The organism is Ancalomicrobiaceae bacterium S20 (assembly GCA_040269895.1).
Classification (GTDB): Bacteria; Pseudomonadota; Alphaproteobacteria; order Rhizobiales; family Ancalomicrobiaceae; genus Methyloraptor; species Methyloraptor flagellatus.
In genome coordinates this window covers 4838075-4862440 of the sequence record CP158568.1, presented here as the reverse complement: position 1 = coordinate 4862440, position 24366 = coordinate 4838075, and the positions used below count along the sequence as shown (strand labels likewise).

24 protein-coding genes are annotated in these 24366 nt (G+C 69.1%); 14 read left to right on the top strand and 10 right to left on the bottom strand.

The window, feature by feature from the left end; all coding sequences use genetic code 11:
* The first annotated feature begins 115 nt into the window (after positions 1-115).
* Positions 116-1534 (top strand): glutamate synthase subunit beta, encoded by a 1419-nt coding sequence (locus ABS361_21965; GenBank protein ID XBY44629.1) that lies wholly within the window; start codon positions 116-118, stop codon positions 1532-1534.
* 147 nt (positions 1535-1681) lie between these two features.
* Here the strand turns inward: ABS361_21965 and ABS361_21960 are convergent, their stop codons facing one another.
* Positions 1682-2278 carry a hypothetical protein gene (locus ABS361_21960; protein XBY44628.1) on the bottom strand — a complete coding sequence of 199 codons (597 nt, stop codon included), beginning with the start codon at positions 2276-2278 and terminating at the stop codon, positions 1682-1684.
* Between the two features lie 199 nt (positions 2279-2477).
* Between ABS361_21960 and ABS361_21955 the strand changes: the two genes are divergently transcribed.
* Both ABS361_21955 and ABS361_21950 read left to right on the top strand, forming a co-directional pair.
* Positions 2478-3203 (top strand): response regulator, encoded by a 726-nt coding sequence (locus tag ABS361_21955; protein XBY44627.1) that lies wholly within the window; start codon positions 2478-2480, stop codon positions 3201-3203.
* Complete coding sequence (locus ABS361_21950; GenBank protein ID XBY44626.1) at positions 3200-4522, top strand: ATP-binding protein; 1323 nt, start codon at positions 3200-3202, stop codon at positions 4520-4522. Before ABS361_21955 ends, ABS361_21950 begins: the two co-directional genes overlap by 4 nt.
* Positions 4523-4623: 101 nt before the next feature.
* On the opposite strand, the gene ABS361_21945 is transcribed toward ABS361_21950, so the two are convergent.
* Together ABS361_21945 and ABS361_21940 are read right to left on the bottom strand one after the other, a co-directional pair.
* A complete protein-coding gene (locus ABS361_21945; protein ID XBY44625.1) occupies positions 4624-5790 on the bottom strand; it encodes a GDSL-type esterase/lipase family protein in 1167 nt (388 codons plus the stop codon).
* Between the two features lie 111 nt (positions 5791-5901).
* Positions 5902-7185 (bottom strand): lytic murein transglycosylase, encoded by a 1284-nt coding sequence (locus ABS361_21940; protein XBY44624.1) that lies wholly within the window; start codon positions 7183-7185, stop codon positions 5902-5904.
* Between the two features lie 330 nt (positions 7186-7515).
* Here ABS361_21940 and galU point away from each other — a divergent pair, with 330 nt between their 5' ends.
* The gene (gene galU / locus ABS361_21935; GenBank protein ID XBY44623.1) at positions 7516-8397 is read left to right on the top strand and encodes a UTP--glucose-1-phosphate uridylyltransferase GalU; all 882 of its coding nucleotides are present in this window, start codon (positions 7516-7518) and stop codon (positions 8395-8397) included.
* An 85-nt stretch (positions 8398-8482) separates the two neighbouring features.
* The gene (locus ABS361_21930) at positions 8483-8815 is read left to right on the top strand and encodes a YnfA family protein (GenBank protein XBY44622.1); all 333 of its coding nucleotides are present in this window, start codon (positions 8483-8485) and stop codon (positions 8813-8815) included.
* A gap of 10 nt (positions 8816-8825) precedes the next feature.
* Here the strand turns inward: ABS361_21930 and ABS361_21925 are convergent, their stop codons facing one another.
* Positions 8826-10487, bottom strand: a complete 1662-nt coding sequence (locus ABS361_21925; protein XBY44621.1) for an outer membrane beta-barrel protein — start codon at positions 10485-10487, stop codon at positions 8826-8828.
* A 444-nt stretch (positions 10488-10931) separates the two neighbouring features.
* Here ABS361_21925 and ABS361_21920 point away from each other — a divergent pair, with 444 nt between their 5' ends.
* The gene (locus ABS361_21920; GenBank protein ID XBY44620.1) at positions 10932-11918 is read left to right on the top strand and encodes a KpsF/GutQ family sugar-phosphate isomerase; all 987 of its coding nucleotides are present in this window, start codon (positions 10932-10934) and stop codon (positions 11916-11918) included.
* A gap of 43 nt (positions 11919-11961) precedes the next feature.
* On the opposite strand, the gene ABS361_21915 is transcribed toward ABS361_21920, so the two are convergent.
* From ABS361_21915 to hemH, 5 genes are all read right to left on the bottom strand, one after another.
* Positions 11962-12417, bottom strand: a complete 456-nt coding sequence (locus ABS361_21915) for an NfeD family protein (protein ID XBY44619.1) — start codon at positions 12415-12417, stop codon at positions 11962-11964.
* A gap of 22 nt (positions 12418-12439) precedes the next feature.
* The gene (locus ABS361_21910; GenBank protein XBY44618.1) at positions 12440-13417 is read right to left on the bottom strand and encodes an SPFH domain-containing protein; all 978 of its coding nucleotides are present in this window, start codon (positions 13415-13417) and stop codon (positions 12440-12442) included.
* Between the two features lie 141 nt (positions 13418-13558).
* Positions 13559-13996, bottom strand: a complete 438-nt coding sequence (locus ABS361_21905) for a type II toxin-antitoxin system VapC family toxin (GenBank protein ID XBY44617.1) — start codon at positions 13994-13996, stop codon at positions 13559-13561.
* Positions 13996-14241, bottom strand: a complete 246-nt coding sequence (locus ABS361_21900) for a type II toxin-antitoxin system VapB family antitoxin (GenBank protein ID XBY44616.1) — start codon at positions 14239-14241, stop codon at positions 13996-13998. Before ABS361_21900 ends, ABS361_21905 begins: the two co-directional genes overlap by 1 nt.
* 81 nt (positions 14242-14322) lie before the next feature.
* Complete coding sequence (hemH, locus tag ABS361_21895) at positions 14323-15393, bottom strand: ferrochelatase (GenBank protein ID XBY46984.1); 1071 nt, start codon at positions 15391-15393, stop codon at positions 14323-14325.
* Between the two features lie 357 nt (positions 15394-15750).
* On the opposite strand from hemH, the gene ABS361_21890 reads away from it, so the two are divergent.
* From ABS361_21890 to ABS361_21855, 8 genes are all read left to right on the top strand, one after another.
* Entirely contained in the window at positions 15751-16056 is a 306-nt protein-coding gene (locus tag ABS361_21890) for a hypothetical protein (protein ID XBY44615.1), read from the top strand.
* An 11-nt stretch (positions 16057-16067) separates the two neighbouring features.
* Positions 16068-16829: a zinc ABC transporter ATP-binding protein AztA gene (aztA, locus tag ABS361_21885; protein XBY44614.1), complete on the top strand. Its 762-nt coding sequence runs from the start codon at positions 16068-16070 to the stop codon at positions 16827-16829.
* A 7-nt stretch (positions 16830-16836) separates the two neighbouring features.
* Positions 16837-17706 carry a metal ABC transporter permease gene (locus ABS361_21880; protein XBY44613.1) on the top strand — a complete coding sequence of 290 codons (870 nt, stop codon included), beginning with the start codon at positions 16837-16839 and terminating at the stop codon, positions 17704-17706.
* Between the two features lie 171 nt (positions 17707-17877).
* Complete coding sequence (locus tag ABS361_21875; GenBank protein ID XBY44612.1) at positions 17878-18843, top strand: metal ABC transporter substrate-binding protein; 966 nt, start codon at positions 17878-17880, stop codon at positions 18841-18843.
* A 99-nt stretch (positions 18844-18942) separates the two neighbouring features.
* Complete coding sequence (locus tag ABS361_21870) at positions 18943-19908, top strand: GTP-binding protein (protein ID XBY44611.1); 966 nt, start codon at positions 18943-18945, stop codon at positions 19906-19908.
* Positions 19909-19993: 85 nt separating this feature from the next.
* Positions 19994-20833 (top strand): inositol monophosphatase family protein, encoded by an 840-nt coding sequence (locus ABS361_21865; GenBank protein XBY44610.1) that lies wholly within the window; start codon positions 19994-19996, stop codon positions 20831-20833.
* A gap of 87 nt (positions 20834-20920) precedes the next feature.
* Entirely contained in the window at positions 20921-21901 is a 981-nt protein-coding gene (locus tag ABS361_21860; protein XBY44609.1) for a WD40 repeat domain-containing protein, read from the top strand.
* Positions 21902-22097: 196 nt separating this feature from the next.
* On the top strand, positions 22098-22613 hold the full coding sequence (locus tag ABS361_21855) for a DUF2937 family protein (GenBank protein ID XBY44608.1): 516 nt from the start codon (positions 22098-22100) through the stop codon (positions 22611-22613).
* A 9-nt stretch (positions 22614-22622) separates the two neighbouring features.
* Here the strand turns inward: ABS361_21855 and ABS361_21850 are convergent, their stop codons facing one another.
* On the bottom strand, positions 22623-24299 hold the full coding sequence (locus ABS361_21850; GenBank protein ID XBY44607.1) for a methyl-accepting chemotaxis protein: 1677 nt from the start codon (positions 24297-24299) through the stop codon (positions 22623-22625).
* Between the last annotated feature and the right edge of the window lie 67 nt (positions 24300-24366).

The window sequence follows — 24366 nt, the reverse complement described above, 5'->3', positions numbered from 1 at the left end:
CGATCGTCGCGATCGGACGGGATGCGGGCGGACCCGGGACGGGACCGACGAACAACGGGTTTCAATGCCGGCAGCGCAATCAGTGTCGCGCCGGCCACTGACTGGGTAGACGACCATGGGCAAGGTCACAGGCTTTCTCGAATTCGACCGGCAGGAGCAGAAGTATCAGCCCGCCGGCGATCGCATTCGGCATTTCAAGGAGTTCACGCTCCCGCTTTCCGACATCGACGTCGAGCGGCAGGCCGCGCGCTGCATGGATTGCGGCGTGCCCTACTGCCACACCGGTTGCCCGGTGATGAACCAGATCCCGGACTGGAACGACCTCGTCTATGCCTCGGACTGGGAAGCGGCGGCGCGCAACCTGCACTCGACCAACAACTTCCCCGACTTCACCGGCCGCGTCTGCCCCGCCCCGTGCGAGGAGGCCTGCACGCTGAACCTCGAGGACGTGCCGGTCGCGATCAAGACCGTCGAGCAGTCGATCGCCGACAAGGCCTGGGCGAACGGCTGGATCCTGCCCCAGCCGGCCGCGCGCAAGACCGGCAAGACGGTCGGCATCGTCGGCTCCGGCCCGGCCGGCCTCGCCGCCGCCCAGCAGCTCGCCCGCGTCGGCCATGAGGTCCATGTCTACGAGCGCGAGCCGAAGGCCGGCGGCCTGCTGCGCTACGGCATCCCGGACTTCAAGATGGAGAAGACCGCCATCGACCGCCGCGTCGCGCAGATGGAGGCCGAGGGCGTCACTTTCCACTACCGCGTCAACGTCGGCCACGACGTGACCGCGGCGGAACTGGCGGCCAAGCACGACGCGCTGCTGCTCGCCGGTGGCGCCGAGCGCCCGCGCGATCCGGCCCTGCCGGGCGTCGAGCTCGCCGGCGTCCACTACGCCATGCCGTTCCTGGTGCAGTCGAACCGCCGCGTCGGCGGCGAGGACATCTCCCACGAGGCGCCGATCGTCACGACCGGCAAGCACGTGGTCGTCATCGGCGGCGGCGACACGGCGTCGGACTGCGTCGGCACGTCGTTCCGCCAGGGCGCCGTCACGGTGACCCAGCTCGACATCCGCCCGGTCGCGCCGAAGCACGAGGACAAGCTCACCGTGTGGCCGTACTGGCCGACCAAGTTCCGCACCTCCTCGAGCCAGGCCGAAGGCGCTGAGCGCGAATTCGCCTGCGCCACGCTCGAAGTGGTCGGCGAGAACGGCCACGTCACCGGCGTGCGCTGCGCCCGCGTCGACGAGAAGCGCGTGCCGATCCCGGGCACCGAGTTCGTGATCAAGGCGGATTTCGTGTTCATCGCGATCGGCTTCGCCGGCCCGGTCCACGAGGGTCTCGTCGCCGAACTCGGCCCGACGCTCGACCGGCGCGGCAACGTCTCGGCCAACGAGGACGACTACAAGACCTCGGTGCCCAAGATCTATGCCGCCGGCGACATGCGCCGCGGCCAGTCGCTGGTGGTCTGGGCGATCCGCGAGGGCCGGCAGGCCGCCCGCTCGATCGATCTGGCGCTGATGGGCAAGACCGACCTGCCGCGCTGAGGCGCGCGGGCGGCCATCTTGCCCGACAATGACGAAGCCCGCCGCGCTCGATCGAGCCGGCGGGCTTCGCTGTTCAGGAGCCGCGGAAGGTTGAACGCGAGGTCGCGGCTTCCGAAGCGAGGTCGAATCGGCGCCCCCGGAGGCGGATCAGGTCGTGAAATCGGCGACCAGCGACTTCGCCGCCGCGGTGGAGGAACCGCTCGAGGAATAGCTCGAACTCAGCGACTGCTGGATCTGCTGCAGGAACTGCTGGAGCAGTTCCTTGTCGGATTTCGCCGACGAGGTGCTGGTGCTGGAGGCGGAGCTGCTGGCGGAACCGGAGTCGGTGTCAGAGTCGGAATCGCTCGCCTCGCCCGGCGGCGGGCCGGGAGGCGGGCCGCCGGCGCCGCCCGCGCCATGGGCATGGCCCTTCGAGCCGCTGGACAGCAGGCTCTTGAGTTCGGTCGCTTGGTCGCTGGTCAGTGATCCGGACGAGACCTGGCTATCGATGAGGCTACCGATCTTGGACTGGATCTCGTCGGGACTCGGCGGTCCCGAGGTCGTGCTCGAGGATCCGGAGCTCGACGCACTCGTGCTCGAGCCGGATTTCAGCGACGCATCGATCGTATCGAGGGCGCTGGTGATCGCGGTCGCATCGGTCTGGCTGATCTTGCCGGACGATACGTCGGCGGAGAGCTGCTGGTCGACACGATCGCGCGGCGACGGCGGATGCGGACGATTGGAGACGGACGACAGGCTGGTCATGGCGAGCACCTCGGTTGGTGTCTCTGGGGACGGGAGTCTCTCGGAACGCGAGAACTGCGATCACCAAGCGCCCGCCGTGTTTAACGAGGTGTAAACCGCCTGACCCAGTTTGTTACGCCGCGTTGCCGCCCGCGGCCGAGCAACACATCGCAACAATTTTCCTGGTGTGCGACGGCCCGAGTGGAGTTAGCTGAGGGCCATGAACGCACCACCGCTGGCATCCCCGCACATCCTGGTCGTCGAGGACGATCGCGAAATCCGCAACCTCGTCGCCCGCTACCTGAAGACCAACGAGATGCGCGTCTCGATCGCGTCCGACGGCCGCGAGATGGATCGCGCGCTCGCCGAGAACCGCATCGATCTCGTCGTACTCGACATCATGTTGCCGGGCGAGGACGGCCTTGCGCTGTGCCGACGGCTGCGCATGCAGTCGAACCTGCCGGTGATCATACTCTCGGCGCGGGCCGGCGACATCGACCGCATCCTCGGCCTCGAGATGGGCGCCGACGACTATCTGGCCAAGCCCTTCAACCCACGCGAACTGCTGGCGCGCATCCGCGCCGTGCTCCGTCGCGGCGCCGGTGACAGCGCCCCGGCGCGCGAGGCCCGCCACTTCCGCTTCAAGGGTTGGGAGCTCGACGCCGTGGCGCGGCACCTCACCAATCCCGAGGGCGCCCGCGTGATCCTGACCGGCGCCGAATTCGACCTGCTGCAGGTCTTCTGCGAGCGTCCGACCCGCGTCCTGTCGCGCGAGCAGTTGATCGACTTCACGCAAGGGCGCGCGTCCGGATCCAGCGAGCGCTCCATCGACGTGCTGGTGAGCCGGCTCAGAAAGAAGCTCGAACCGGAGGCGGAGACGCCGGAGCTGATCAAGACGGTCCGGTCGGGCGGCTATATCTTCACCGCCGAGGTCGAGGCGTCATGAAGCGGGCGGTGCGGCCTCTGCGGCGGATCAGCGGGCAGATCGGCCTCTTGATCGTCCTGTCGATGCTCGCCGTCAACATCATCGCCACCCTGGCCTTCTGGCTCGACCACCAGTACCGGGATCCCGACGACGAACCTCGCACACTGACCTATGCCGCCCGTCTGATCGCCGGCACACCAGCGAGTGACCGGCACGCCATCATGAGCGCCCTCGAGGCGACGTTCCCAGCCCTGCGGCTACGCGAAGGCGACGAATCCGCGGCAGACGGGACGACGGCCATGCCATCGGCGCCCGGTGCTCCGGCGCGAGGCTTCCCCGTCTCCGGCGCGATCCGGGACCGTCTCGGTGCGGACGTGATGGTGAACGACTGGCAGGACGGGCCGGAGCCTCGGCACCGCCGCGTCGTCGTGCGCCTCGCCGACGGCTATGTGTTCTCCGGCCGGGTCGAGGAGCGGCGGCGGCCCTGGGTCGGCCCCGCCGCCGTATCGCTGAGCTTCGTGGTCGTGACGTTGACCATCGTCACACTCTGGGCGGCACGGGCCCTCACCCGACCGCTGACTGATCTCGCGGCCGCGGTCGAGGCCTTCCAGCCCGAGCGCGCGACGCTGGTCCGCGAAACGGGGCCGGCCGAGATCCGCGACCTCGCCCGCGCCTTCAACGGCATGCAGACGCGCATCGCCAAACTCGTCGCCGATCGCACGCGCATGCTCGCCGCCGTCAGCCACGACCTCAGGACGCCGATCACCCGGCTCCGGCTGCGTGCGGAGTTCGTCGACAACGACGCCAATCGCGCCGCGATGCTGGCCGATCTCGATCAGATGGGGGCCATGGTCGAGAGCGCGCTGTCGTTCCTGCGCGAGGGCCGCACCCAGACGAGCAAGGCGCGCGTCGATCTGCCCGCGCTGCTGCGCACGATCGTCGACCGTTTCTCCGACATGGGCCGACCGATCGCCTACGAGGGACCGGAGCGGTTTCCGGCCGAGATCCGACCCGACGAGATCGAACGGGCGGTCACCAACCTCGCGGACAATGCGCTGAAATATGGCACCGACGCCCGCATCCGGCTGGTTCCCGGCGTCGACGAGGTCACGATCGAGGTCGTCGATGACGGCCCCGGCATTCCACATGCCGATCGCGATGCGATGCTTGATCCGTTCGTGCGCGGCGATGCGGCGCGCACGATGACGCCGGATTCGGGCTTCGGGCTCGGCCTGTCGATCGCCCGCGCCATCGCCGAGGGCCACGGCGGCCGCCTCGCCTTCGACGATCCGCCGGCCGGACGCGGCCTGATCGTGCGGCTGGTGCTGCCGATCGCGTGAGCGGTGGGCGGCGAGCGGTGGGCGACGCTCCGGTGCCGGTAAGAGAGCTCAGCGACTGAAGTCGTCGACCCGGCCGGTCGGCGCGTCGATCGCCTCGCCCTTCACCAGCCGGCGATAGAGCGGCGTCTCCGTGATCGGATAGCCGCCGGGCATGGTCTCGCGCACCGGACCACGCGCCGGCGCGCCGGCGAGATCGCCGTCGGCCTCGGCCCCTGCATCGAGCGGCAGCACCGGCCCGACCTTGCGCCAGGGGCGGGCGGCAGCGGCGGCGGCGCGGCGAGCATGGCCTCGTCACCCTTCGGCTGCACGGTCGTCTCTGGCGTCGTCGGCTCGACCGGCATCTCGCCGCGCATGATCTTGCGGATCTCCTGCTCGACGAAGAAGGCGAGCTTGCGCTGGCCGGCGCGCGTGAACAGCACGCCATCCGACGAGCGCAGCCGCTTCACCTGACCGTCGACATCCGGTCCGGTCGGGGTGAAATGGCCGCCGTCGTCGGCGAAGGCGTTCCAGATGTCGATGAACTGCCCGCCGGCGCCCTCGACTGCCGGCTTGTACCAGGTGTTCAGGTTCGACAGGAACGAGGCGTATTCCGCGCGAGCGCTCGGCCGGAGGTCCGGGTCCGCCGTGGGCGGCAGGCCGACCCAGAAGAACGGCTTGCCGGTCGCCTTGATCTGCTCGACGAGCTTCCGGAGCCGCTCCCGATAGGTCTGCTCCCACGCCTCGGAGCCGGTCTCGAGCGCCTTCTGCCCGGCGACCGGAATCGTCTGCTTGTCGTTGACGCCGAGCATCACGACGATGAAATCGGCCTTGTTGTCGGCGAGCACCTTGGGCGCGAGCGTGCTCCACTCGCCCTCGTTCTCGCGCGTCAGGCCCGAGGCGTTGCGCGACTTGTTGACGATCGCGATCGACGGCACATCGGCGAAGGCCATCTGCAGGCCGTTGGCGAGATCGCGGGCCTCGATATCGCCGATCACCAGCACGACCTGCGCATTGGGCAGCTTCGGCACCTCGACGATCTTCGGCTCGGCCGGCGCTTTCGGCTTGCTCGGCATCGGCTGCAGCGGGATCGGTTGCGGGACCGTCTCCGGCTGGCGCTGGCCCCCGAACAGGAAGCGGAAGAACCCGGTGACCGGATCGGTCTGCGCGGCGGCCGGCGCCGCGCCGGCGACCTGGACCAACACGACAGCCAGCACGACCAGCGCGGCGCGCAGGAGCGCGGCGCATCGGCCGTTCGCAGGACGCGACAAGGCGGCGGCGGGTCGGATCATCGGGCCTCCATGACCGCGGCGCCGCCGCGGTCCGTCGCGCTGGACCGGATCGCGGCCGGCCGCGCTTCCGGGGGTCGCGGCCCGCTCCGGGCCTCGCGACGCCGCGCGACCTTACCCGCCCCGGAGCCGCTTGAGAACCGCATCCGACGGAAAGCCGTCGGGCGGGATCATGCCGACCGCGCGCTGCCAAGCCTGGATCGCGGTCTGCGTCTTCTCGCCGATGCGGCCATCGACGCCGCCGGTGTCGTAGCCGGCTTGCGTGAGCTTGACCTGGATCTCCTGCACCTCGGCGAGCGACAATTGCCGCTCGTCGGTCGGCCAGGGCGTGACGAACGGGCCGCCGCCGCGGATCCGGTCGGCGAGATGGCCGATCGCCAGCGCATATTTGTTGGACGGGTTGTAGGAGCGGATCGCGAAGAAATTCGCGACCAGCGCGATGACCGGCCCCTTGGCCCCGGCCGGCATCCACAGCCGCGCCTTGTCGGCCGGCCGCGGGAAGGCATCGCCGGTGATGCGACGCACGCCGAAGGCCGACCATTCGCCAAGCGAGCGCCAGGTCCGGCCATCGGCCAGACCGACATCGAAACCGGGCGGCAGGCCGACCTCGTAGCCCCAGGTCTCGCCGCGCCGGAACTTGCCGCGCTCCATGAGGTAGCGCGCGGTGCCGGCGAGCGCGTCGTCCGGCTTGCCGAACGGGCTGACCTTGCCGTCGCCGTCGAAATCGACGCCCATGTTGAGCCAGACTTCCGGCATCCACTGGGTATGGCCCATCGCGCCGGCCCAGGAGCCGATCATCTCCTCGGGGGTGGACCAGCCGCGGTTGACGATCACCAGCGCGTTGAGCAGCTCGGTCTCCCAGTAGCGGCGCCGGCGCGCCTCGCCCCAGGCGAGGGCGGCGAGTGCCGGCATGACCGGGCGCATCCACTTCATGTTGACGACGACGTCGCCATAGGCCGATTCCATGCCCCACAAGGCACAGAGCATATAGCGATCGACGCCATAGGTGCGCTCGATCCGGTCGAACAGCGGCGCGAAATCGCGGATCCGCGCCTTGCCGGTCTCGATGCGCCAGTCGTTGACCCGCCGGTTCATGTAGCGCCAGATCGGCTCTTGGGTCTCCGGCTGCGCCTTGTCGAACTTGTAGACCTCGACGTCCGGCTGGATCGATCGCATCACCCGGTCATAGGTCGGCGCCGAGATGCCGCGCGCGAGCGCCGCGGCGCGGAACGCCGTGACCCACTGCTCCCAAGGCATCGTGTTTTCCTGCGCCAGCACCGGCGCGCCGCCGATCAAGGCGCTCGCCAGACCACCGACGCCGACGCCGAGGAGACCGCGCCGCGTCAGGACCGCGATCGCGTCGCGGGAAGGAGGCAGATCTCGAACCCCATGAGCCATCATCGACCTCTCGCGCACCGCCGGACGCAAGCGGGACGAGGTCCCGCGCCCTGTCGATCCGGACCCCGAGCCGCTTGGCTGCAGGTGAAAGGCGGCGCCAACGCGCCTCTTTCAGGATCGCCCATGGAACGAGTGAGGACAAGCATGGTTAAGACGGCGTAAACGCAGCGCGACCACGGCCGTTCACGCGGCATTCAACTCCACGCTGATAGAAAACGACCATCGTCGAACATCGCTGTCGACATGACGTGATGCAGGACAGGCAGGTCGCGTTCAGTTCAGCGGAATTGAGACGTTTCAGCTCGAATAAGGGATAGTCAGGACCCTCCGATGCCCAAGAAGATCCGCAAAGCCGTTCTCCCCGTCGCCGGTCTCGGCACCCGGTTCCTGCCCGCCACCAAGTCCGTTCCGAAGGAAATGCTCACCGTCGTCGACAAGCCGGTGATCCAATACATCGTCGAGGAGGCCCGCGAGGCCGGCATCGAGCACTTCGTGTTCGTCACGGGCCGCAACAAGGCCGTGATCGAGGACCATTTCGACATCGCCTACGAGCTCGAGGCGACGCTCGCCGCGCGCGGCAAGACCTCCGAACTCGGCATCGTCGAGCGGAGCCGCATGCCGCCCGGCTGGGCGAGCTTCACCCGCCAGCAGGAGCCGCTCGGCCTCGGTCACGCGATCTGGTGCGCGCGCGACATCGTCGGCGACGAGCCCTTCGCGATCCTGCTGCCGGACATGATCATGCGCGGCCGCGAAAAGGGCTGCCTCGCGCAGATGATGGACGTCTACGCCGAGACCGGCGGCAATGTCATCGCGGTCGAGGAGTGCGATCCGGCGCTCGCCCATCAGTACGGCATCGTCGGCGTCGGCGAGACGCGCGGCAACGCCCGCGCCATCACCGGAATGGTCGAGAAGCCGCCGAAGGGCACCGCGCCGTCGAACCTCTACATTTCGGGCCGCTACATCCTGTCGCCGGAGATCTTCTCGCATCTCGGCCGCCATGAGCGGGGCGCCGGCGGCGAGATCCAGCTCACCGACGCCATGCTGCGGCTCATGGACAAGGACCGGTTCTGGTCGGTCAAGTTCGACGGCACGACCTACGACTGCGGCTCGAAGATCGGCTTCCTGATGGCGAACCTCGTCTACGGTCTCGACCGTGACGGGCTCGGCGACGAGTTCCGCCGTGAGATCGAGGCGCATCTGAAGGCGCACTGATCGGCACGCCGGCTCTGCTATCCTCCGACGAGCGCCGCGGCCCCCGCGGCGCTCGTTCCGTTTAATGGGGGGGGGAACCGCCGGCATGCAATCCGTCTGGCACACCGGCGTCCTCTATGTCGCCGCCGCGCTCGCCGAGATCGGTGGCTGCTTCGCCTTCTGGGCCTGGCTGCGCCTCGGCCGTTCGGGATGGCTCGCGCTGCCGGGTCTCGCCTCGCTCGCCCTGTTCGCCTGGCTGCTGACCCGGGTCGACCAGGCGGCCGCCGGACGGACCTTCGCCGCCTATGGCGGCGTCTACATCGTCGCCTCGCTCGGCTGGATGGCGCTGGTCGAGGGCGTCTCACCCGATCGTTGGGACACGGCCGGCGCCGGCCTCTGCCTGCTCGGCGCCGCGGTGATCCTGCTCGGCCCCCGCTGATCCGGAGCCTTCAGCGCTGCAGCCGCACGCCGGCGTAGACCGTCTCGGAATCGTAGTCGCCCGAACCGCCGACGCGCATGAAGCGCTCGAACTCGCCGCGCACGAAGACCTGGACGTTGCGGTTGAACTTGTAGGTCAAACCGGTCGTCGCCTTGAGATCGTACTCGTTGGGCATCGCGGTGGCCGTGTAGGTGCGGGTCAGGAACTGCCCGCCGATCTGAGCCGTCAGATCGCGCCGGAGCGACTGCTCGAGCGTCACGCCGACCGTGTCGGCGACACTGCCGCTGACGCCGGAGACCGTCGACGGCTCGAAGGCGGTCGAGGCGGTCAGCGTCACCTTGGTCAGCCGGGTCGGCGACCAGACCAGCGATCCGTCGACGACCAGCCCGCGCAGCTCCGACAGCGACGCCGAGCGCGGTCGCTCGACGCCGTAGCCGGCGGAGATCTCGCCGCGCAGCAGCGGACCGAGATCGGTCGTGACGCCGCCTTTCAGGATGTAGCCGGTCGAGTTTCGATCGTCGCCGTTGATCACGGCCTGATCGTAGGTGCGGCTGGTGAGCTGGCCCTCGACGAAGGGCTTCAGCGCCTCCGAGGCGTTGTAGGTGACCCGCAGCGCGCCGATGACCTGGGTGTTGTCGCGGTTGATCACGCCGAGCGAGCCGCCGCCGACCAGCTCACCACCCGAATAGGTGCCGCGCGCGACGTCGCCGCGCAGTGTCAGTGCGAACAGGCCGACGTCGCGGGTGAGCCCGACCGAGCCGGTCAGCGTCTGTACCGTCGCCGGCACCAGCGTATTGGCGGGGTTGTTGGCGCTCGACGCCTGCTCCCGGCCGAGCGCATAGCCGCCGCGCAGGTCCATCCGCATCTCGTCCGAGAGATCGACCCGGCCGCGCACCGTGCCCTGGAAGCTCGGCTGGTCGTAGACCGTGTACTGCGGATAGTTCGTGTAACTGCCGCGCAGGTCGAACGATAGCGCATGGCGCGACCAGTCCGACTGGCCGGTGATCTCCGGCGCCACCCGGAGTAGCGCGCCGGCCTCGCCGCCGGCCCTGCCGGGGATGTTGCTCGCGTAGCCCGCCGACGCTTCGACCGCCGGATACCAGGTGAAGCCACCGGTCCGGAGCCCGAGCGGCTGGTAGCCCTCGTCGACGCTGTCCTCGGCGTAAGGGTCCAGGCGCGAATCGCGCGGCACCGGCTGGGTCGCCCGCAACGGCGTGCGCGGCGTGACCGGTCCGGTGCTGCCGGTCACGAGCGGCGTCGTGCCGGTCGTGGCAGTGCCTGTGCTCCCAACCGCGGCGCCCGTCGCCCCCGCCGCCGTGCTCCCACGAGCACCGTTGGTCCGGGCCGGCGGCCGGGACGGCGTCGGCCCGGCGACCGGATCGCCGAGCGCATCGGCGCCGAGAGCCGGCGGCACCGGCTCGTCGAGCACGTTCGGGGAGTCGAGCGAGGCGGCTGGATTGGGACCGATCCACTGGACCGGGACCGGAGCGGCGGCGGGCGCCGCGGTCGTTCCCGGACGCGCGCTCGTCCTGCCCTTCGCGGTCGACGAGCCGCGCAGGAGCGAGGAGCCGTCACCCGTCGACTGGGCCTCCGCCAGGGCGGCACCGGCGACCACGACGGCGATCGACACGATCGCGATCGACGAGGCGCGCCACCATGCGTCGGGGCGCAAGGAAGCCCCCGGCCGGCCGCCTCGGCCCGCCCGGTCTCGTCCCTTCGCCGTCGAAGCGCGATCCGGCCGCTGCATCGTCCCTCTGTGGCTGCGGGATGATCGGCGCAGGTCCCCACGACCGACGCCGCCCGCCTCGTTTCTTGCCGAAAGGTAAATGCGGATGGTTAACGATTGCTTGCGATCGCCACGCGCCCGGACGCGTGCGCCCCTGCCGTGTGCCCCGCCGGGCCGCCGCCCGTCGCCGTGCAAGGGGTGGCCCACCCCGGCCACGCGTGCTAGTAACGGCCTTCCGGGGATCGCGACCCGGCCTGACGGATGCATTTCCGCATCCGCGGCCCCGATCCGGCCCCGCCTCCCGGAGTTGGACCAGCGACCGGCCCGAGGCCGCCCGTCGCGTTCCGGCGGGCCGTCCGCGCCCCGAAGATGTGAACGAGAGACCGCAAGATGACGTTGAGAGCGCCGCTCGACCAGGAATCGGTCGCATCCGCCATTCGCACCATCACTGCGGAGGCCCACGGCCTGGATCTGCTCAGCGCGGCGCTCGCCGGCCCTCTCGGCATAGCCCTCGCCTCGGCGGTCCGGCTGATCCACGAGGCGAGCGGCCGCGTCATCATCACGGGCATCGGCAAGAGCGGCCATGTCTGCCGCAAGATCGCCGCGACCATGGCCTCGACCGGCACGCCGGCCTATTTCGTCCATCCGAGCGAGGCGAGCCACGGCGACCTCGGCATGATCACGCCGGACGATGTCGTGATCGCGCTGTCGTGGTCGGGCGAGTCGAACGAGCTCGCGGCGATCCTCGCCTACACGCGCCGCTTCCGCGTGCCGCTGGTCGCCTTCACCTCGCGGGCCGATTCGACGCTCGGCCGCTCGGCCGACCTGATCCTCGAGATGCCCGACGTCCCCGAGGCCTGTCCGCACGGGCTGGCGCCGACCACCTCGTCGGTCGTACAGCTCGCGCTCGGCGATGCGCTCGCCATCGCGCTGCTCGAAAGCCGCGGCTTCACCGCGCAGGATTTCCGCGTCTTCCATCCGGGCGGCAAGCTCGGCGCCAGCCTGAAGCTGGTCCGCGACGTCATGCATGTCGGGGATTCGGTGCCGCTCGCGCCGCTCGGCACATCGATGAAGGAAGCGATCGTGCAGATGAGCCGGCAGGGCTTCGGCTGCGTCGGCGTCACCGACCCGGCCGGCCGGCTGGTCGGCATCGTCACCGACGGCGACTTGCGCCGCCACCTCGGCGACCACCTGCTCGCCCACCGCGTCGAGGACATCATGACGCCGGGCCCGAAGACCATCCGGCCCGACATGCTGCTCGCCAGCGCGCTGGAGACGCTGAACGCCTCGGCGATCACCGCGCTGATGGTGGTCGAGAACGAAAAGCCGGTCGGCATCATCCACATGCACGACCTGCTGCGCGCCGGCGTGGCGTGAAGACACGGAGTTCGACAGAACGACCGCATCGATCTGCGCCCAATCAGGTCGCGCTGTCGACTTTCAGGACCGCGCCGTCAGCGCCTGAAATCCTCACCCGCGCGCCTGCTGGCAAGTCCGGGCCGGATATTCGCCAAATCGTATCATCGATCGAGAGCCGTCCCGAGTTCTCCACAATTGGCTCGGCGAGCGTGAATACGCGCCCGATGTAGCGCCGCGACCGTTCATTGACGTCCCGCGTCTCATGGAGGCGATCACGTCTGCGCCACGGCACCCAAGTGTAGAGCAGGAAAACGATCGTCAAGCCGATCCAGATCAGCGTCGACGTTTGCCAGGACAAGGTCACGGCGAATGCCAATGCGCCCACGACGAACGCAGCAATACCGAACCAGAGAAAGAAAGCACCTGGAGCCAGCACCTCAAGCGCAAGCAGCGCGAGCCCGAGCACCCACCAGCTCCAGGCGCCGTATTGTGTAAATGCCGTCTCGATCAGCCCCATGGGTGCCCCCCGGTGATTGGCGTCAGCCGCCGATGTTCGGCATGCCACCCGGCCGGCGCGCCGGACGCTCGGTACCATCGCCGAACGACGACTTGGCGATCTCGGCGATGCCCGCGATCGAACCGAGCACAGAGGTCGCATCGACCGGCATCATCAGCACCTTCTGGTTCGGCGCAGAGGCGAGATCCTTCAGCGCCTCGACGTATTTCTGGGCGACGAAATAGTTGATCGCCTGCACGTCGCCCTGCGCGATGGCGACCGAGACGAGCTGGGTCGCCTTGGCCTCGGCCTCGGCGAGGCGTTCGCGTGCCTCGGCATCGCGGAACGCCGCCTCGCGCCGGCCTTCGGCTTCGAGAATTTGCGCCTGCTTCTGGCCCTCGGCGCGCAGGATCTCCGACTGGCGCAGGCCTTCGGCTTCGAGGATCGCCGCGCGCTTGTCGCGCTCGGCCTTCATCTGCCGCCCCATCGAGGCGACCAGATCGGCCGGCGGGATGATGTCCTTGATCTCGATGCGGTTGATCTTCACACCCCAGGCGGAAGCCGCGGCGTCGACGACATGCAGCAGCCGGCCGTTGATGTCGTCGCGGTGCGACAGGAGCTGGTCGAGATCCATCGAACCCATGACCGTGCGGATGTTGGTCATTGTGATGTTGAGGATCGCCGATTCGAGATTTTGAACCTCGTAGGCCGCGCGCGCCGCGTCGAGCACCTGGAAGAACGCCACGCCGTCGACCCGGACCGTGGCGTTGTCCTTGGTGATCACCTCCTGCTGCGGCACGTCGAGCACCGTCTCCATCATGGAGAGCTTGGCGCCGACCCCTTCGACAAAGGGCGTGATCACATTGAGGCCAGGCTTCAGCGTCCGCGTGTAGCGGCCGAAGCGCTCGACGGTCCAGTTATAGCCTTGCGGCACCGTCTTCACGCCGGCGAAGAACACCAGGATGGCGAGCAGGACGACGACCACGACGACAATGTCGAAGCCAGAGACGGCGAAGCCCATGGGAAAACTCCCTCGTTGCGGTCCGGCCGACCGCCCGAGGAGAAGGTAGGCGCGCGGGCGACCGGCCGCAACGGAGCTAGCCGAGGCATGTTTCGGGAGTTTGTCGGGAGGGGGACATGTCGCGGTGACCGCGAGGGCCAATCAGGCGATCTCGACGTCGGTCGAGCCGAAATCCTCGCCCTTGAACAAGAGCGGCACGCCGGTGCCCTTTGCACAGGCGTAAGCGAAACAGTCGCCGAAATTGAGCCGTGCGGGATGGCCGACAAAGCGCCCATAGGTCCGTGCCGCGTCGATTGCGGCAGCGCCGAGCGCGAGGTCGATAACGATCGCCCGCGCGCCGACGGCTTCGAGAAATCGCTCGACGTCCCGTTTCGCGCGGTCGATCAGCTCCGGAGGCATCGGTCGATCGACGAGCCCGAGGCTGCGCGCTTCGATCCTCGCGAGCCCGATCGCGGCTTCGAACACCGCGGTCGCCGAACAGGTGATCGGCGTGGGAGAGGCTTCGATCTTCGCGAGGAAGCCGGCCGCCTCGGGCTCGTCGTCGAGGATCGCGATGATCGCGGAGGCGTCCAGGAACATCAGAGTTCCCACATCTCGTCCATGAACGCCTTCATGTCGACTTTGGGATCATGGGGCCCGCGTCGGGCCTTGATCGCGTCTTGGATCACTCTGATCCGCTCCCGCAGCGGTACCTCGTCCCGCGCGCGCGCCAGTTCGTTCGCCAGCGCGCGCCGCACCGCCTCGGTCTTGTTGGGCGCGCCGGTCGCTTTCTGAACTTCGACCGCGAGCGCATCGACGGCATCGTCCCTGATGTAGAGCGGCATGACGCCCTCCCGGACACAGGATGAATATTCAATGATCGTATCGCGAATATCCCTGTCGAACAACGGCGCTCGGCCCTCCCCTCACACCCACCCCATCAATTCCCGCCGCACGACATGCTCGATCACGTCCATGCCGAGATCCGAGTCGTTGAGGCAGGGGATGAAGTGGAACTTCTCGCCGCCGTTGTGGTGAAAGATCTCGGCGTTCTCGCCGGCGATCTCCTCCAGCGTCTCCAGGCAGTCGGCGGTGAAGCCGGGCGTCACCACCGCCATGCGTTTCACGCCGGACTTCGCCAGCGCCTCGACCGTCTTGTCGGTGTAGGGCTGCAGCCACTCCTCGGGTCCGAACCGCGACTGGAACGTCATCTTGAACGTCTCGCGGTCCTGGCCGAGCACCTCGCGCACCAGCCGCGCCGTCTTGGCGCATTGGCAATGGTAGGGGTCGCCCTTCTCGAAATAGGACTTCGGGATGCCGTGGAACGAGGACAGAATGACCTCGGGCTCCCAGTCGATCGTGCCGAGGCTCGCCCGCACGCTCGCCGCGATCGCGTCGATATAGACCGGGTCGTCGTGATAGGGCGGCACGGTGCGGATCGCCGGCTGCCAGCGCATCGCCTTCAGGGCGTCGAACACGACGTCGTTGACGGTGGCCATCGTCGCCGCAGCATATTGCGGATAGAGCGGGAACACGAGGATGCGCTCGCAGCCGGCCTGCTGCAGCGCCTGCATGCGCGAGGCGACCGAGGGCTGGCCGTAGCGCATCGCATAGTCGACCACGACCTTGTCCGAGCTCGGCGCCAGACGGGCGGCGAGCTTTTCCGCCTGCGAACGCGTGATGGTCCGCAGCGGCCCCTCGTTGCGCTCGTTGTTCCAGATCGTCGCGTAGTCCTTGCCCTTCCGACCCGGCCGCGTGGTCAGGATGATCAGGTTCAGGAGCGGCCACCAGAGCCAGCGCGGCGTCTCGATGACGCGGCGGTCGGACAGGAACTCCTTCAGATAGCGGCGCATCGACCAGTAGTCGGTACCGTCGGGCGTACCGAGCGCCACGATGAGCACGCCGACCTTGCCGGCGGCGACACGCGGATGGTCGGACGGCAGGCGGATCGTGCGGTAGTCGGCCGCTCGGGCGGCATCGGAAGGCGCGGCGGGCAAGGTCAAGGCTCTGATCCGTATCGGCAGGGGCGGCGCGGCCGGCTCCGGACCGGGCGAGGTCCGGAGCGCCGCACCGACGCGGGGTTTCCGCCCACATACGTCACAGCGGCGAAATCCGATCAAGCGTTGGCTTCATTGTCCGACCCGAGCGGTACGCCGCGCCGCATCCGCACGGGCCGCACCGCGCCCCAGCCGGGCCGATCGCAATGCCGATCACGTTGCAGAGTGACACACAGGAACGTGAGGACAGTCGCCGGACCGCCTCGGAACCCGAGCCTTGCCATGGCAGGTGTTACGATATAACATCCAAAGCAATCGAGGCACCGCATGTGCCCTGAGCCGAGATCTGGAGTTCCGATGTCCCGTGCCGAGCATGCCCACGCCCCGTCCATCGCCGAAGCGCAGGACGGGTCCGCGCACCGGCACGGCGGGTCGACCGGACATGCGTCTCATGCACACCATCACGGACATGCGCACCACCACGGGCACGCGCATGACCACGGACACGCGCATGACCACGGCCCGGCAGCGTCCGCCGACAAGTCCGCGCTCGCCGCGCCGCCGGCCCTGTCGATGCTGCGCATGTCGCTCGGCGCCAGGCTCGCGGTCGCGGCTTGTCTCTCGGCTCTGATCTGGGCCGGCGTCTATTGGGCCATGGCGTGAGGATGTTGCCAATGAACACGCTCCGCCCCCGCGACGCCGCGATCGGCTTCGACAATCTGACCCTCGGCTATGACCGCCATCCGGCCGTCCACCATGTGTCGGGCCGCATCGCGCCGGGCAGCCTGGTCGCGATCGTCGGCCCGAACGGAGCCGGCAAGTCGACGCTACTCAAGGGCATCATGGGCACGCTGAAGCCGCTCACCGGTCGCATCGTGCTCGACAATCTCGACCAGCGCGAGATCGCCTACCTGCCGCAGCTCGCCGAGATCGACCGCTCGTTCCCGTTGTCGGTCTATGATTTCGTCGCCATGGGCCTGTGGCGCCGCTGTGGTCTGTTCCGCGGCTTCGGCCGCGGCGACCATACCCGGATCTCCGAAGCGCTCGCCGCCGTCGGCCTCGAAGGCTTCGAGCGCCGCGCCATCGGCACGCTGTCGGGCGGCCAGATGCAGCGCACGCTGTTCGCGCGCCTGCTGCTGCAGGATGCCTCGGTGATCCTGCTCGACGAGCCGTTCAACGCCATCGACACCAAGACCACCGCCGATCTCCTCGATCTGGTCGCGCACTGGCACGCGGAGAAGCGCACGGTCGTCGCGGTCCTGCACGATCTCGACACCGTCCGCCATGCCTTCCCCGAGACGATCCTGCTCGCCCGCGAGACCGTCGCCTGGGGCCCGACCCGCGATGTGGTCACCCCGGAAAACCTCGCCGCCGCGCGCCGGATGGTCGAGGCATTCGACCGGACCGCGCCGCTCTGCGCGCGCGATGCGGCGTGAGGGCGCGATGATCTGGGACACGTTCTTCGCCCCCTTCGCCGAATTCGAATTCATGCGCCGCGCGCTGATCGGCGCGATCGCGCTGGCGCTCGGCGCCGCCCCGGCCGGCGTGTTCCTGATGCTCAGGCGCATGTCGCTCACGGGCGACGCCATGGCCCATGCGATCCTGCCCGGCGCCGCGCTCGGCTATCTGGTCGCCGGCCTGTCGCTGCCGGCGATGACCATCGGCGGACTCGCCGCCGGCATCGCGGTTGCGGTCGGCGCCGGCGCGGTCGCCCGCACGACCATCCTCAAGGAGGATGCCAGTCTGGCGGCCTTCTACCTGCTGTCGCTCGCGCTCGGCGTGACCATCGTGTCGACCAAGGGCTCGAACGTCGACCTGCTGCACGTGCTGTTCGGCTCGGTGCTGGCGCTCGACGATCAGGCGCTGCTGCTGATCGCCGGCATCGCGACCGTCACGCTGTTCGCCTTCGCGGTGATCCTGCGCCCGCTGGTGCTGGACTGCATCGACCCGAACTTCCTGCGTTCGGTCAGTCGCTCGGGCGCCGCGGTGCACCTCGTGTTCATGACGCTGGTGGTGCTGAACCTGGTCGGCGGTTTCCATGCGCTCGGCACGCTGCTCGCCGTCGGCATCATGATGCTGCCGGCCGCCGCCGCGCGGCTCTGGGTCTCCGACCTGACCGCGCTCTGCGTGGTCGCCGCCGGCTTCGGCATCGCCTCCTCTTACGGCGGGCTGATCGTCTCCTACCACGAGAGCCTGCCCGCAGGCCCGTCGATCATCCTGGTCGCCGGCGTGATCTACATGATTTCCCTGGTGTTCGGACGCGCGGGCGGTCTTGCCCGCGATCTCGGACGCCGCCGCCATCTGGAAGCCTGACGCCGCGCCTCTCCCTCCGCGAGGCGCGGCACCGAACCCGACCAGCCTGACCGGCAACCGCCGGCCCGGATGAGCTTCTTCGCGAGTTTTTGAACGTCGATCGACCGCATAGCAGAGACCCGAACCCGGGCGTTTCGGCCCGCTTCCCCAAAGGACGGAAATCTCATGACGATGACCCGCAGATACGCCCTGGCCGCCGCCGGCCTCGCCGCCCTCCTCGGCTTCGCCGCGCCGCGCGCCGCGCTGGCCGCGGATCGCATGCCCGTGGTCGCCACCTTCTCGATCCTCGGCGACCTCGTCGCTCAGGTCGGCGGCGACCGCGTCGCCGTGAAGACGCTCGTCGCCCCTGGCGGCGACGCCCACGTCTACAATCCGACCCCGGCCGACGCGAAGGCGATCGCCGGCGCCAAGGTCGTCTTCGTCAACGGCCTCGGCCTCGAGGGCTGGTTCGATCGGCTCCTGAAGGCCTCCGGCACCAAGGCCCCGATCATCGTCTCGACCAAGGGCATCACGCCGCGCGAGATGGAGGCCGAGGACGAAGGTCACGACCACGACCACGGCGCCGACAAGAAGAAGGCCGAAGCCAAGGCCGACGCGCCGAAGATGGTGACCGACCCGCACGCCTGGCAGTCGATCGCCAACGCCAAGATCTACGTCGGCAACATCCGCGATGCCCTGGTCGCCAACGACCCGGCCGGCGCGGACACCTACAAGGCCAACGCCAGCGCCTATCTCGAGAAGCTCGACAAGCTCGAGGCCGACACCCGCGCCGCCTTCGAGAAGGTCCCGGCCGAGCAGCGCCGCGTGATCACCTCGCACGACGCCTTCGGCTACTTCGGCGCCGCCTACGGCATAGAGTTCCTGGCCCCGCAGGGTGTCTCGACCGAGGCCGAGGCGACCGCCAAGAACGTCGCCAAGCTGATCCGTCAGATCAAGGCCGAGAAGATCCGCGCGATCTTCGTCGAGACCATCACCGATCCGCGTCTGATCAACCGGATCGCCAAGGAATCGGGCGTCAAGCCGGGCGGAGCGATCTTCTCCGACAGCTTGTCTCCTGCAACTGGACCGGCGGCCACCTATATCGATATGGTCCGCCACAACGTGAAACTGCTCACCGCGGCGATGGTGGGTGCCTGACGCCCCATCCGGTCCCCATCGACCTCGAAGAGCAGTTTTCGCCCGGCCACGGCTCACCCCGTGGCCGGGCCCCCCTTTTTTGAGATGGAGTTCCGCGCCATGAGCCAGGCTGCCGCCCCCATTCCCGTCACCGTGCTGACCGGCTATCTCGGCGCCGGCAAGACCACGCTCCTGAACCGCATTCTGACCGAGGACCACGGCAAGAAATACGCGGTCATCGTCAATGAGTTCGGCGAGACCGGCATCGACAACGACCTCGTCGTCGACACCGACGAGGAAATCTTCCAGATGAACAACGGCTGCATCTGCTGCACCGTGCGCGGCGACCTCGTCCGCATCATCGACGGTCTGATGAAGCGCAAGGGCCGCTTCGACGCGATCCTGATCGAAACCACCGGCCTCGCCGATCCGGCGCCGGTCGCCCAGACCTTCTTCATGGACGACGACGTCCGCGCCAAGACCCGGCTCGACGCGATCGTGACCGTGGTCGATGCGCTGAACCTCGCCAAGCGGCTCGACGACAGCCCCGAGGCCGAGGATCAGGTCGCCTTCGCCGACGTGATCCTGCTGAACAAGGTCGATCTGGTCTCGGCCGACGACCTCAAGCGCGTCCGCGCCGAGATCCGCGCGATCAATCCCTATGCCCGCGTGATCGAGACCGAGCGCTGCAAGGTCGATCTCGGCGAGGTGCTCGATCGCGGCGCCTTCGACCTCAATCGCATCCTGTCGGTCGAGCCGACCTTCCTGACCGAGGACAACCATCGCCACGACGACGAGGTCCGCTCGATCAGCCTGGAGGCCGGCGATCTCGACCCGCAGAAGTTCTTCGACTGGATCGGTCAGGAGACTCAGACGCAGGGGCCGAACATCCTGCGGCTCAAGGGTATCATGGCGTTCAAGGACGATCCGGAGCGCTATGTCGTCCAGGGCGTGCACCAGATCGTCGAGGGCGACCATCAGCGCGAATGGAAGGCCGACGAGCCGCGCCGGAGCCGTATCGTCTTCATCGGCCGCGATCTCGATTGGGCGGGCTTGAAGAAGGGCTTCGAGGCCTGTAGGGCCTGACGCGCCGCAGTCCCGCAGCGAACGTGCGGACCACCCGGTCCGCGCATCCGCCTTGCCCGGAGCCTGCCTCTTCCGGAGCCCAGCCTTGCCGACCGCCTTCTCCCGTGACGACCTCGCCGCCCTCGTCGCCATCCTCAAGGACGCGGCGCGCGCGGAAATCCTGCCGCGCTTCCGCCGGCTCGGCGCCGGCGGCATCCGCCAGAAGAGCTCGGCGCTCGATCTCGTCACCGACGCCGACGAGGCGGCCGAGCGGCGCATCACGGCCGCGCTCACCGCGCGTTTCCCCGGCTGCGTCGTGGTCGGCGAAGAAGCGACCGAGCAGGACCGCTCGTTGCTCGGCCGCATCGCCGACGCGGAACTGGCCTTCGTGGTCGACCCGGTCGATGGCACCTGGAACTTCGCCGCCGGCCTGCCGCTGTTCGCGGTCATGGCCGCCGCGATCGTCAAGGGCGAGATCGTCGGAGCCGTGATCCTCGACCCGATCATCGACAGCGTCTCGGTCGCGCTCCGCGACGGCGGCGCCTGGACCGAGAGCGCCGACGGTGTCCGCGAGCCGCTGAAGGTCGCGCCCGCCGGTCCGCTCGCCGAGATGGTCGCGGCGCTGTCGTTCTCCTGGCTCGCCGATCCGCTGCGCACGACGGTCGCGCGCAACGCCGCGAAGTTCGGCGCCTGCGGCGCCTATCGCTGCGCCGGCCACGAATACCGGCTGGTCGCCTCCGGCCGCGCCCACACGCTGCTGTTCGCCAAGCTCATGCCCTGGGACCACGCCCCCGGCTGGCTGATCCACCGCGAGGCCGGCGGCTATTCGGCCCGGTTCGACGGCTCGCCCTATCTGCCGAGCCACACCGACGGCGGCCTGCTGCTCGCCCCCGACGCGGCGAGCTGGCAGATCCTCGCCCGCGAACTGCTGGTGCCCACCGCCTGATCCCGGTTCCCGCAAGCCCCGTTCGCCCGCGCCATGGCCGCCCAACCGGTCGACGGTTCGGAGCAAAACCTCAGGAAGATTGATCCCGTGCCCAAGCTCGATCCGGTTTCATTCGATGCCTATGTCGTCGCCGCCGGCTTCCTCGGCGAGGCCGCGATCTATGCGCTCGCCGATGGCGCGGTGAAGATCGTCGCGCCGGACGGAACCGTCACCGCCGTCGATGCCCACGACGGCGGCATCCTCGCGGCCGCCCTCGACGCCGACGCCGGCCGGCTGGTGACGACCGGCGACGACGGCCGCGTCGTCGCGACCCGCCCCGACGGCAGTATGGAGGTCCTGGCCGAGAAGACCGGCAAGTGGATCGACCAGCTCGCGCTCGGGCCGCAGGGCGCGATCGCCTTTGCCGCCGGCCGCGTCGCCTGGGTGCGGCTCGCCGACGGCCGGATCGAGGAGTTCCCGCACGAGAAGGCGGTGGGCGGCGTCGCCTTCCTGCCCAAGGGCCTGCGCCTCGCCACCGCCACCGTCGACAAGGCCCGCCTGCTCTGGGTCACGGCCAAGGGCGCGCCGGTCGATCTCGAATGGGCCGGCGCCCATACCGGCGCGACCGTGTCGCCGGACGGCAAATTTCTCGTCACGACGATGCAGGAGCCGGCTTTGCACGGCTGGCGCATCGAGGACGGCAAGCACATGCGCATGACCGGCTATCCCTCGAAGGTGAAGTCGGTCTCGTGGAGTGCCAAGGGCCGCTATCTCGCCACGGCCGGCGCCAATGCCGCGATCCTGTGGCCGTTCATGACCAAGGACGGCCCGATGGGCAAGCCGCCGCTGCAGCTCGGCCCCTACGCCAAGCTCGCCTCGCGCGTCGCCTGCCACCCGAGCGAGGACGTCTGCGCGATCGGCTACGAGGACGGCCTGATCATGGCGGTCCGCATCGCCGACATGGCCGAGGTCGTGTTCCGCCCGCCGGCGACCGCTCCGGTCACCGCGCTCGCCTGGGACAAGGACGGCTTCCGCATCGCCTTCGGCACCGAGACCGGCGAAGCCGGCACGATCGACATCCGCGCCTGAAACCGCCGGAGCGGATCGGCGGCCGGCCGCCTGCTATGGCGGGGCCGTCATCCCACCGCTTTCGAACGCGTTCATGTCGACGGCGTTGGACCAGCGGTGCGCGACATGCCGTCTCGCCGTCGGCGCATCGGGCGCGCCACCGTTTGCCTTACGCCGGCGGACGGGCGACCATGCGCCTCGAACGCAGGAGACCCGAATGCTCGCGCTCGCGCGGATCTTCTATTTCATCCCCGCCCTGCTGCTCGGCCTGACGCTGAGCCAGGCGCCGGAATTCGCCCAGCAGTATCGGCAGCGCCTCGGCGGCGCGCTCGACGAGCTGGAGGCGATCGTGCAGCGCTTCACGGCGGACGCGCGACGGCAAGGGCTGGAGCCGCAGGCCGCGATCGGCCGGCTCGAGACCAACCCCGATCCGCTCGCGCGTGATCGCGGCGCCGACATGCGCATCGTGATCGATCGCCGCGACCGGCTCGCCCGCCAGATGACCGCCTTCGAGAGCGGCGGCCCGTTCGCGCGGCTCGCGGAACTGGTGGTCGACTTCGATCCGGATCTGGCCGCGGGCGCCTGGAGGGCCTTCGAGCCCGCGATCCCCGTCACGCTCGAAGGCGCGGTCGCGGCCGGCGCCGGCGTGCTCGCGGGCCTGTTCGCATCGGAGGCGACCCGCGTCGGCTGGAAGCGGCGCCGCGCCCGCAAGCTCGCGGCGCGGCGCGTCTGAGGTTTTCGATCACCCGACCCGGAGCTGGCCGAGGAAGGTCTCGACCCGGGCCTTGAAGCCTCCGACCCGCTCGCCGAGTTCGTCGGCGAGCGACACGAGGCTCTGCGCCGCCTGCATGGTCTCCGAGGCCGATGCATCGACGGTCTCGATACCCTGCGCGACCTCGTTCGAGGCCGCCGCCGCATGCGCGACGTTGCGGGCGATCTCGGACGTGGCCGCCCCCTGCTCCTCGATCGCCTCGACCACCGTGACGGTGATGCCGTCGATCGCGTCGATGCGCGAGCGGATCTCGCGGATCGCGTCGACCGTGACCCGCGTCGTGCTCTGCATGGCGACGATCTGCTCGGAGATGTCCTCGGTGGCGCGCGCCGTCTGGTTGGCCAGCGCCTTGACCTCCTGCGCGACGATCGCGAAGCCGCGCCCCGCCTCGCCGGCCCGCGCCGCCTCGATCGTGGCATTGAGCGCGAGGAGGTTGGTCTGTTCGGCGATCTGCTGGATCATGCTGACGACGTCGCCGATCCGCGCCGCCGAGACGTCGAGCCCCTGCGCCGTGGTCGAGGACCGCTCGGCCGCGCTGACCGCATCGCGCGCCGCGCCGGCCGCCTCGTCGACCCGACGGTTGATCTCCTGCACCGAGGCCGAGAGCTCTTCGGCCGCCGCCGCCACTGTCTGAACGTTGTCGGCGGTCTGACGCGAGGCATCCGCGGTCGAGCCGAGGCTCGACGAAACCGTTTCGGCCATCCGGATCTGCCCGCGCGCCGAACCGCGCACCTGATCCGCGAAGCCGACCAGATCGGCGAGCAGGGTCTGCGCCTCGGCGTTGAACGCGGCGACGGCCGCGTCGCGCGTATTCTGCCGGCCCTGCCGCGCCTCGGCCTCCGCCTTCAGGCGCTCGGACAGCTCGCCGGACGAGCGCACCGCATCGCGGAACACTTCGACGGCCCGGGCCATGGTGCCCAGTTCGTCGCCACGGTCGGTGTGCGGTACAGCGGCGTTGGTCCTGCCCTCCGCGATGGTCCTCATCGCGTCGCCCAGATCGTTGATCGGGCGGCTGACACCGCGGCGCACCAGAACGATGCCGCCGGCGATCGTCGCCAACGCGGCGGCAAACAGGCCGAGCATGACGACCTGACCGCGCCTTTCGATGCCGCGCACCTCCTCGTCGAGCCCGCGCGACTTCTCCGCGAAGGCACTGGCGAAGCGTTCGAGATCCTTGTTGAGCGCAGTGCGCACGGTCCGGTTGGCGTCGTTGTCGCCGTATTCGCGCGCCGCCGCCGGCGCGATCTCGAGCCCGCGCCGCAGCATCTCGAGCCGGAAGGTCCGGAACTCCTGCACCCGCTTGGCAAAGGCCTCGTAGGTCGCCTGCTCCGGCCCGTCGATCGCCTCGTCGAGCTCGGCCGACGCCTTTTGAAGCTTGTCGAGGCTGACCTTCATGAGGTCGCCGAACTTCTTGACGCCCGTGACGTCCGCCGACATGTAGATGCCGCGGCTGTCCATCACCACGGCATAGACGAGGCCGTTGATCTTCTCGATGCCGGAGGTGCCGACCTGCGCGCGATACATCTGCGCCACCACGCCGCGCAGCGTCGCCGCGTACCACAGGCGTTCGGCAGCGAAGAGACCGATCAGGACGAGCATCGCGCCGAGGACGCCGGCGAGCTTGGTGGTCACGGAGAGTGATTTCATCGGAAACGCTGCCATCAGAGGACATTCCCCAAGACGATGGGGCATGGCCCGACGTTGCTCCACCAGC

Coding starts and splice junctions, on each gene's coding strand:
- ABS361_21950 (XBY44626.1), top strand. CDS start 3,200: ATGAAGCGGGCGGTGCGGCCTCTGCGGCGGATCAGCGGGCAGATCGGC.
- ABS361_21915 (XBY44619.1), bottom strand. CDS start 12,417: ATGGGGCTGATCGAGACGGCATTTACACAATACGGCGCCTGGAGCTGG.
- ABS361_21945 (XBY44625.1), bottom strand. CDS start 5,790: ATGATCCGACCCGCCGCCGCCTTGTCGCGTCCTGCGAACGGCCGATGC.
- ABS361_21855 (XBY44608.1), top strand. CDS start 22,098: ATGCTCGCGCTCGCGCGGATCTTCTATTTCATCCCCGCCCTGCTGCTC.
- ABS361_21940 (XBY44624.1), bottom strand. CDS start 7,185: ATGGCTCATGGGGTTCGAGATCTGCCTCCTTCCCGCGACGCGATCGCG.
- ABS361_21910 (XBY44618.1), bottom strand. CDS start 13,417: ATGGGCTTCGCCGTCTCTGGCTTCGACATTGTCGTCGTGGTCGTCGTC.
- ABS361_21905 (XBY44617.1), bottom strand. CDS start 13,996: ATGTTCCTGGACGCCTCCGCGATCATCGCGATCCTCGACGACGAGCCC.
- ABS361_21930 (XBY44622.1), top strand. CDS start 8,483: ATGCAATCCGTCTGGCACACCGGCGTCCTCTATGTCGCCGCCGCGCTC.
- ABS361_21850 (XBY44607.1), bottom strand. CDS start 24,299: ATGAAATCACTCTCCGTGACCACCAAGCTCGCCGGCGTCCTCGGCGCG.
- galU (XBY44623.1), top strand. CDS start 7,516: ATGCCCAAGAAGATCCGCAAAGCCGTTCTCCCCGTCGCCGGTCTCGGC.
- ABS361_21870 (XBY44611.1), top strand. CDS start 18,943: ATGAGCCAGGCTGCCGCCCCCATTCCCGTCACCGTGCTGACCGGCTAT.
- ABS361_21900 (XBY44616.1), bottom strand. CDS start 14,241: ATGCCGCTCTACATCAGGGACGATGCCGTCGATGCGCTCGCGGTCGAA.
- ABS361_21960 (XBY44628.1), bottom strand. CDS start 2,278: ATGACCAGCCTGTCGTCCGTCTCCAATCGTCCGCATCCGCCGTCGCCG.
- ABS361_21955 (XBY44627.1), top strand. CDS start 2,478: ATGAACGCACCACCGCTGGCATCCCCGCACATCCTGGTCGTCGAGGAC.
- ABS361_21875 (XBY44612.1), top strand. CDS start 17,878: ATGACCCGCAGATACGCCCTGGCCGCCGCCGGCCTCGCCGCCCTCCTC.
- ABS361_21920 (XBY44620.1), top strand. CDS start 10,932: ATGACGTTGAGAGCGCCGCTCGACCAGGAATCGGTCGCATCCGCCATT.
- ABS361_21965 (XBY44629.1), top strand. CDS start 116: ATGGGCAAGGTCACAGGCTTTCTCGAATTCGACCGGCAGGAGCAGAAG.
- aztA (XBY44614.1), top strand. CDS start 16,068: ATGAACACGCTCCGCCCCCGCGACGCCGCGATCGGCTTCGACAATCTG.
- ABS361_21890 (XBY44615.1), top strand. CDS start 15,751: ATGTCCCGTGCCGAGCATGCCCACGCCCCGTCCATCGCCGAAGCGCAG.
- ABS361_21880 (XBY44613.1), top strand. CDS start 16,837: ATGATCTGGGACACGTTCTTCGCCCCCTTCGCCGAATTCGAATTCATG.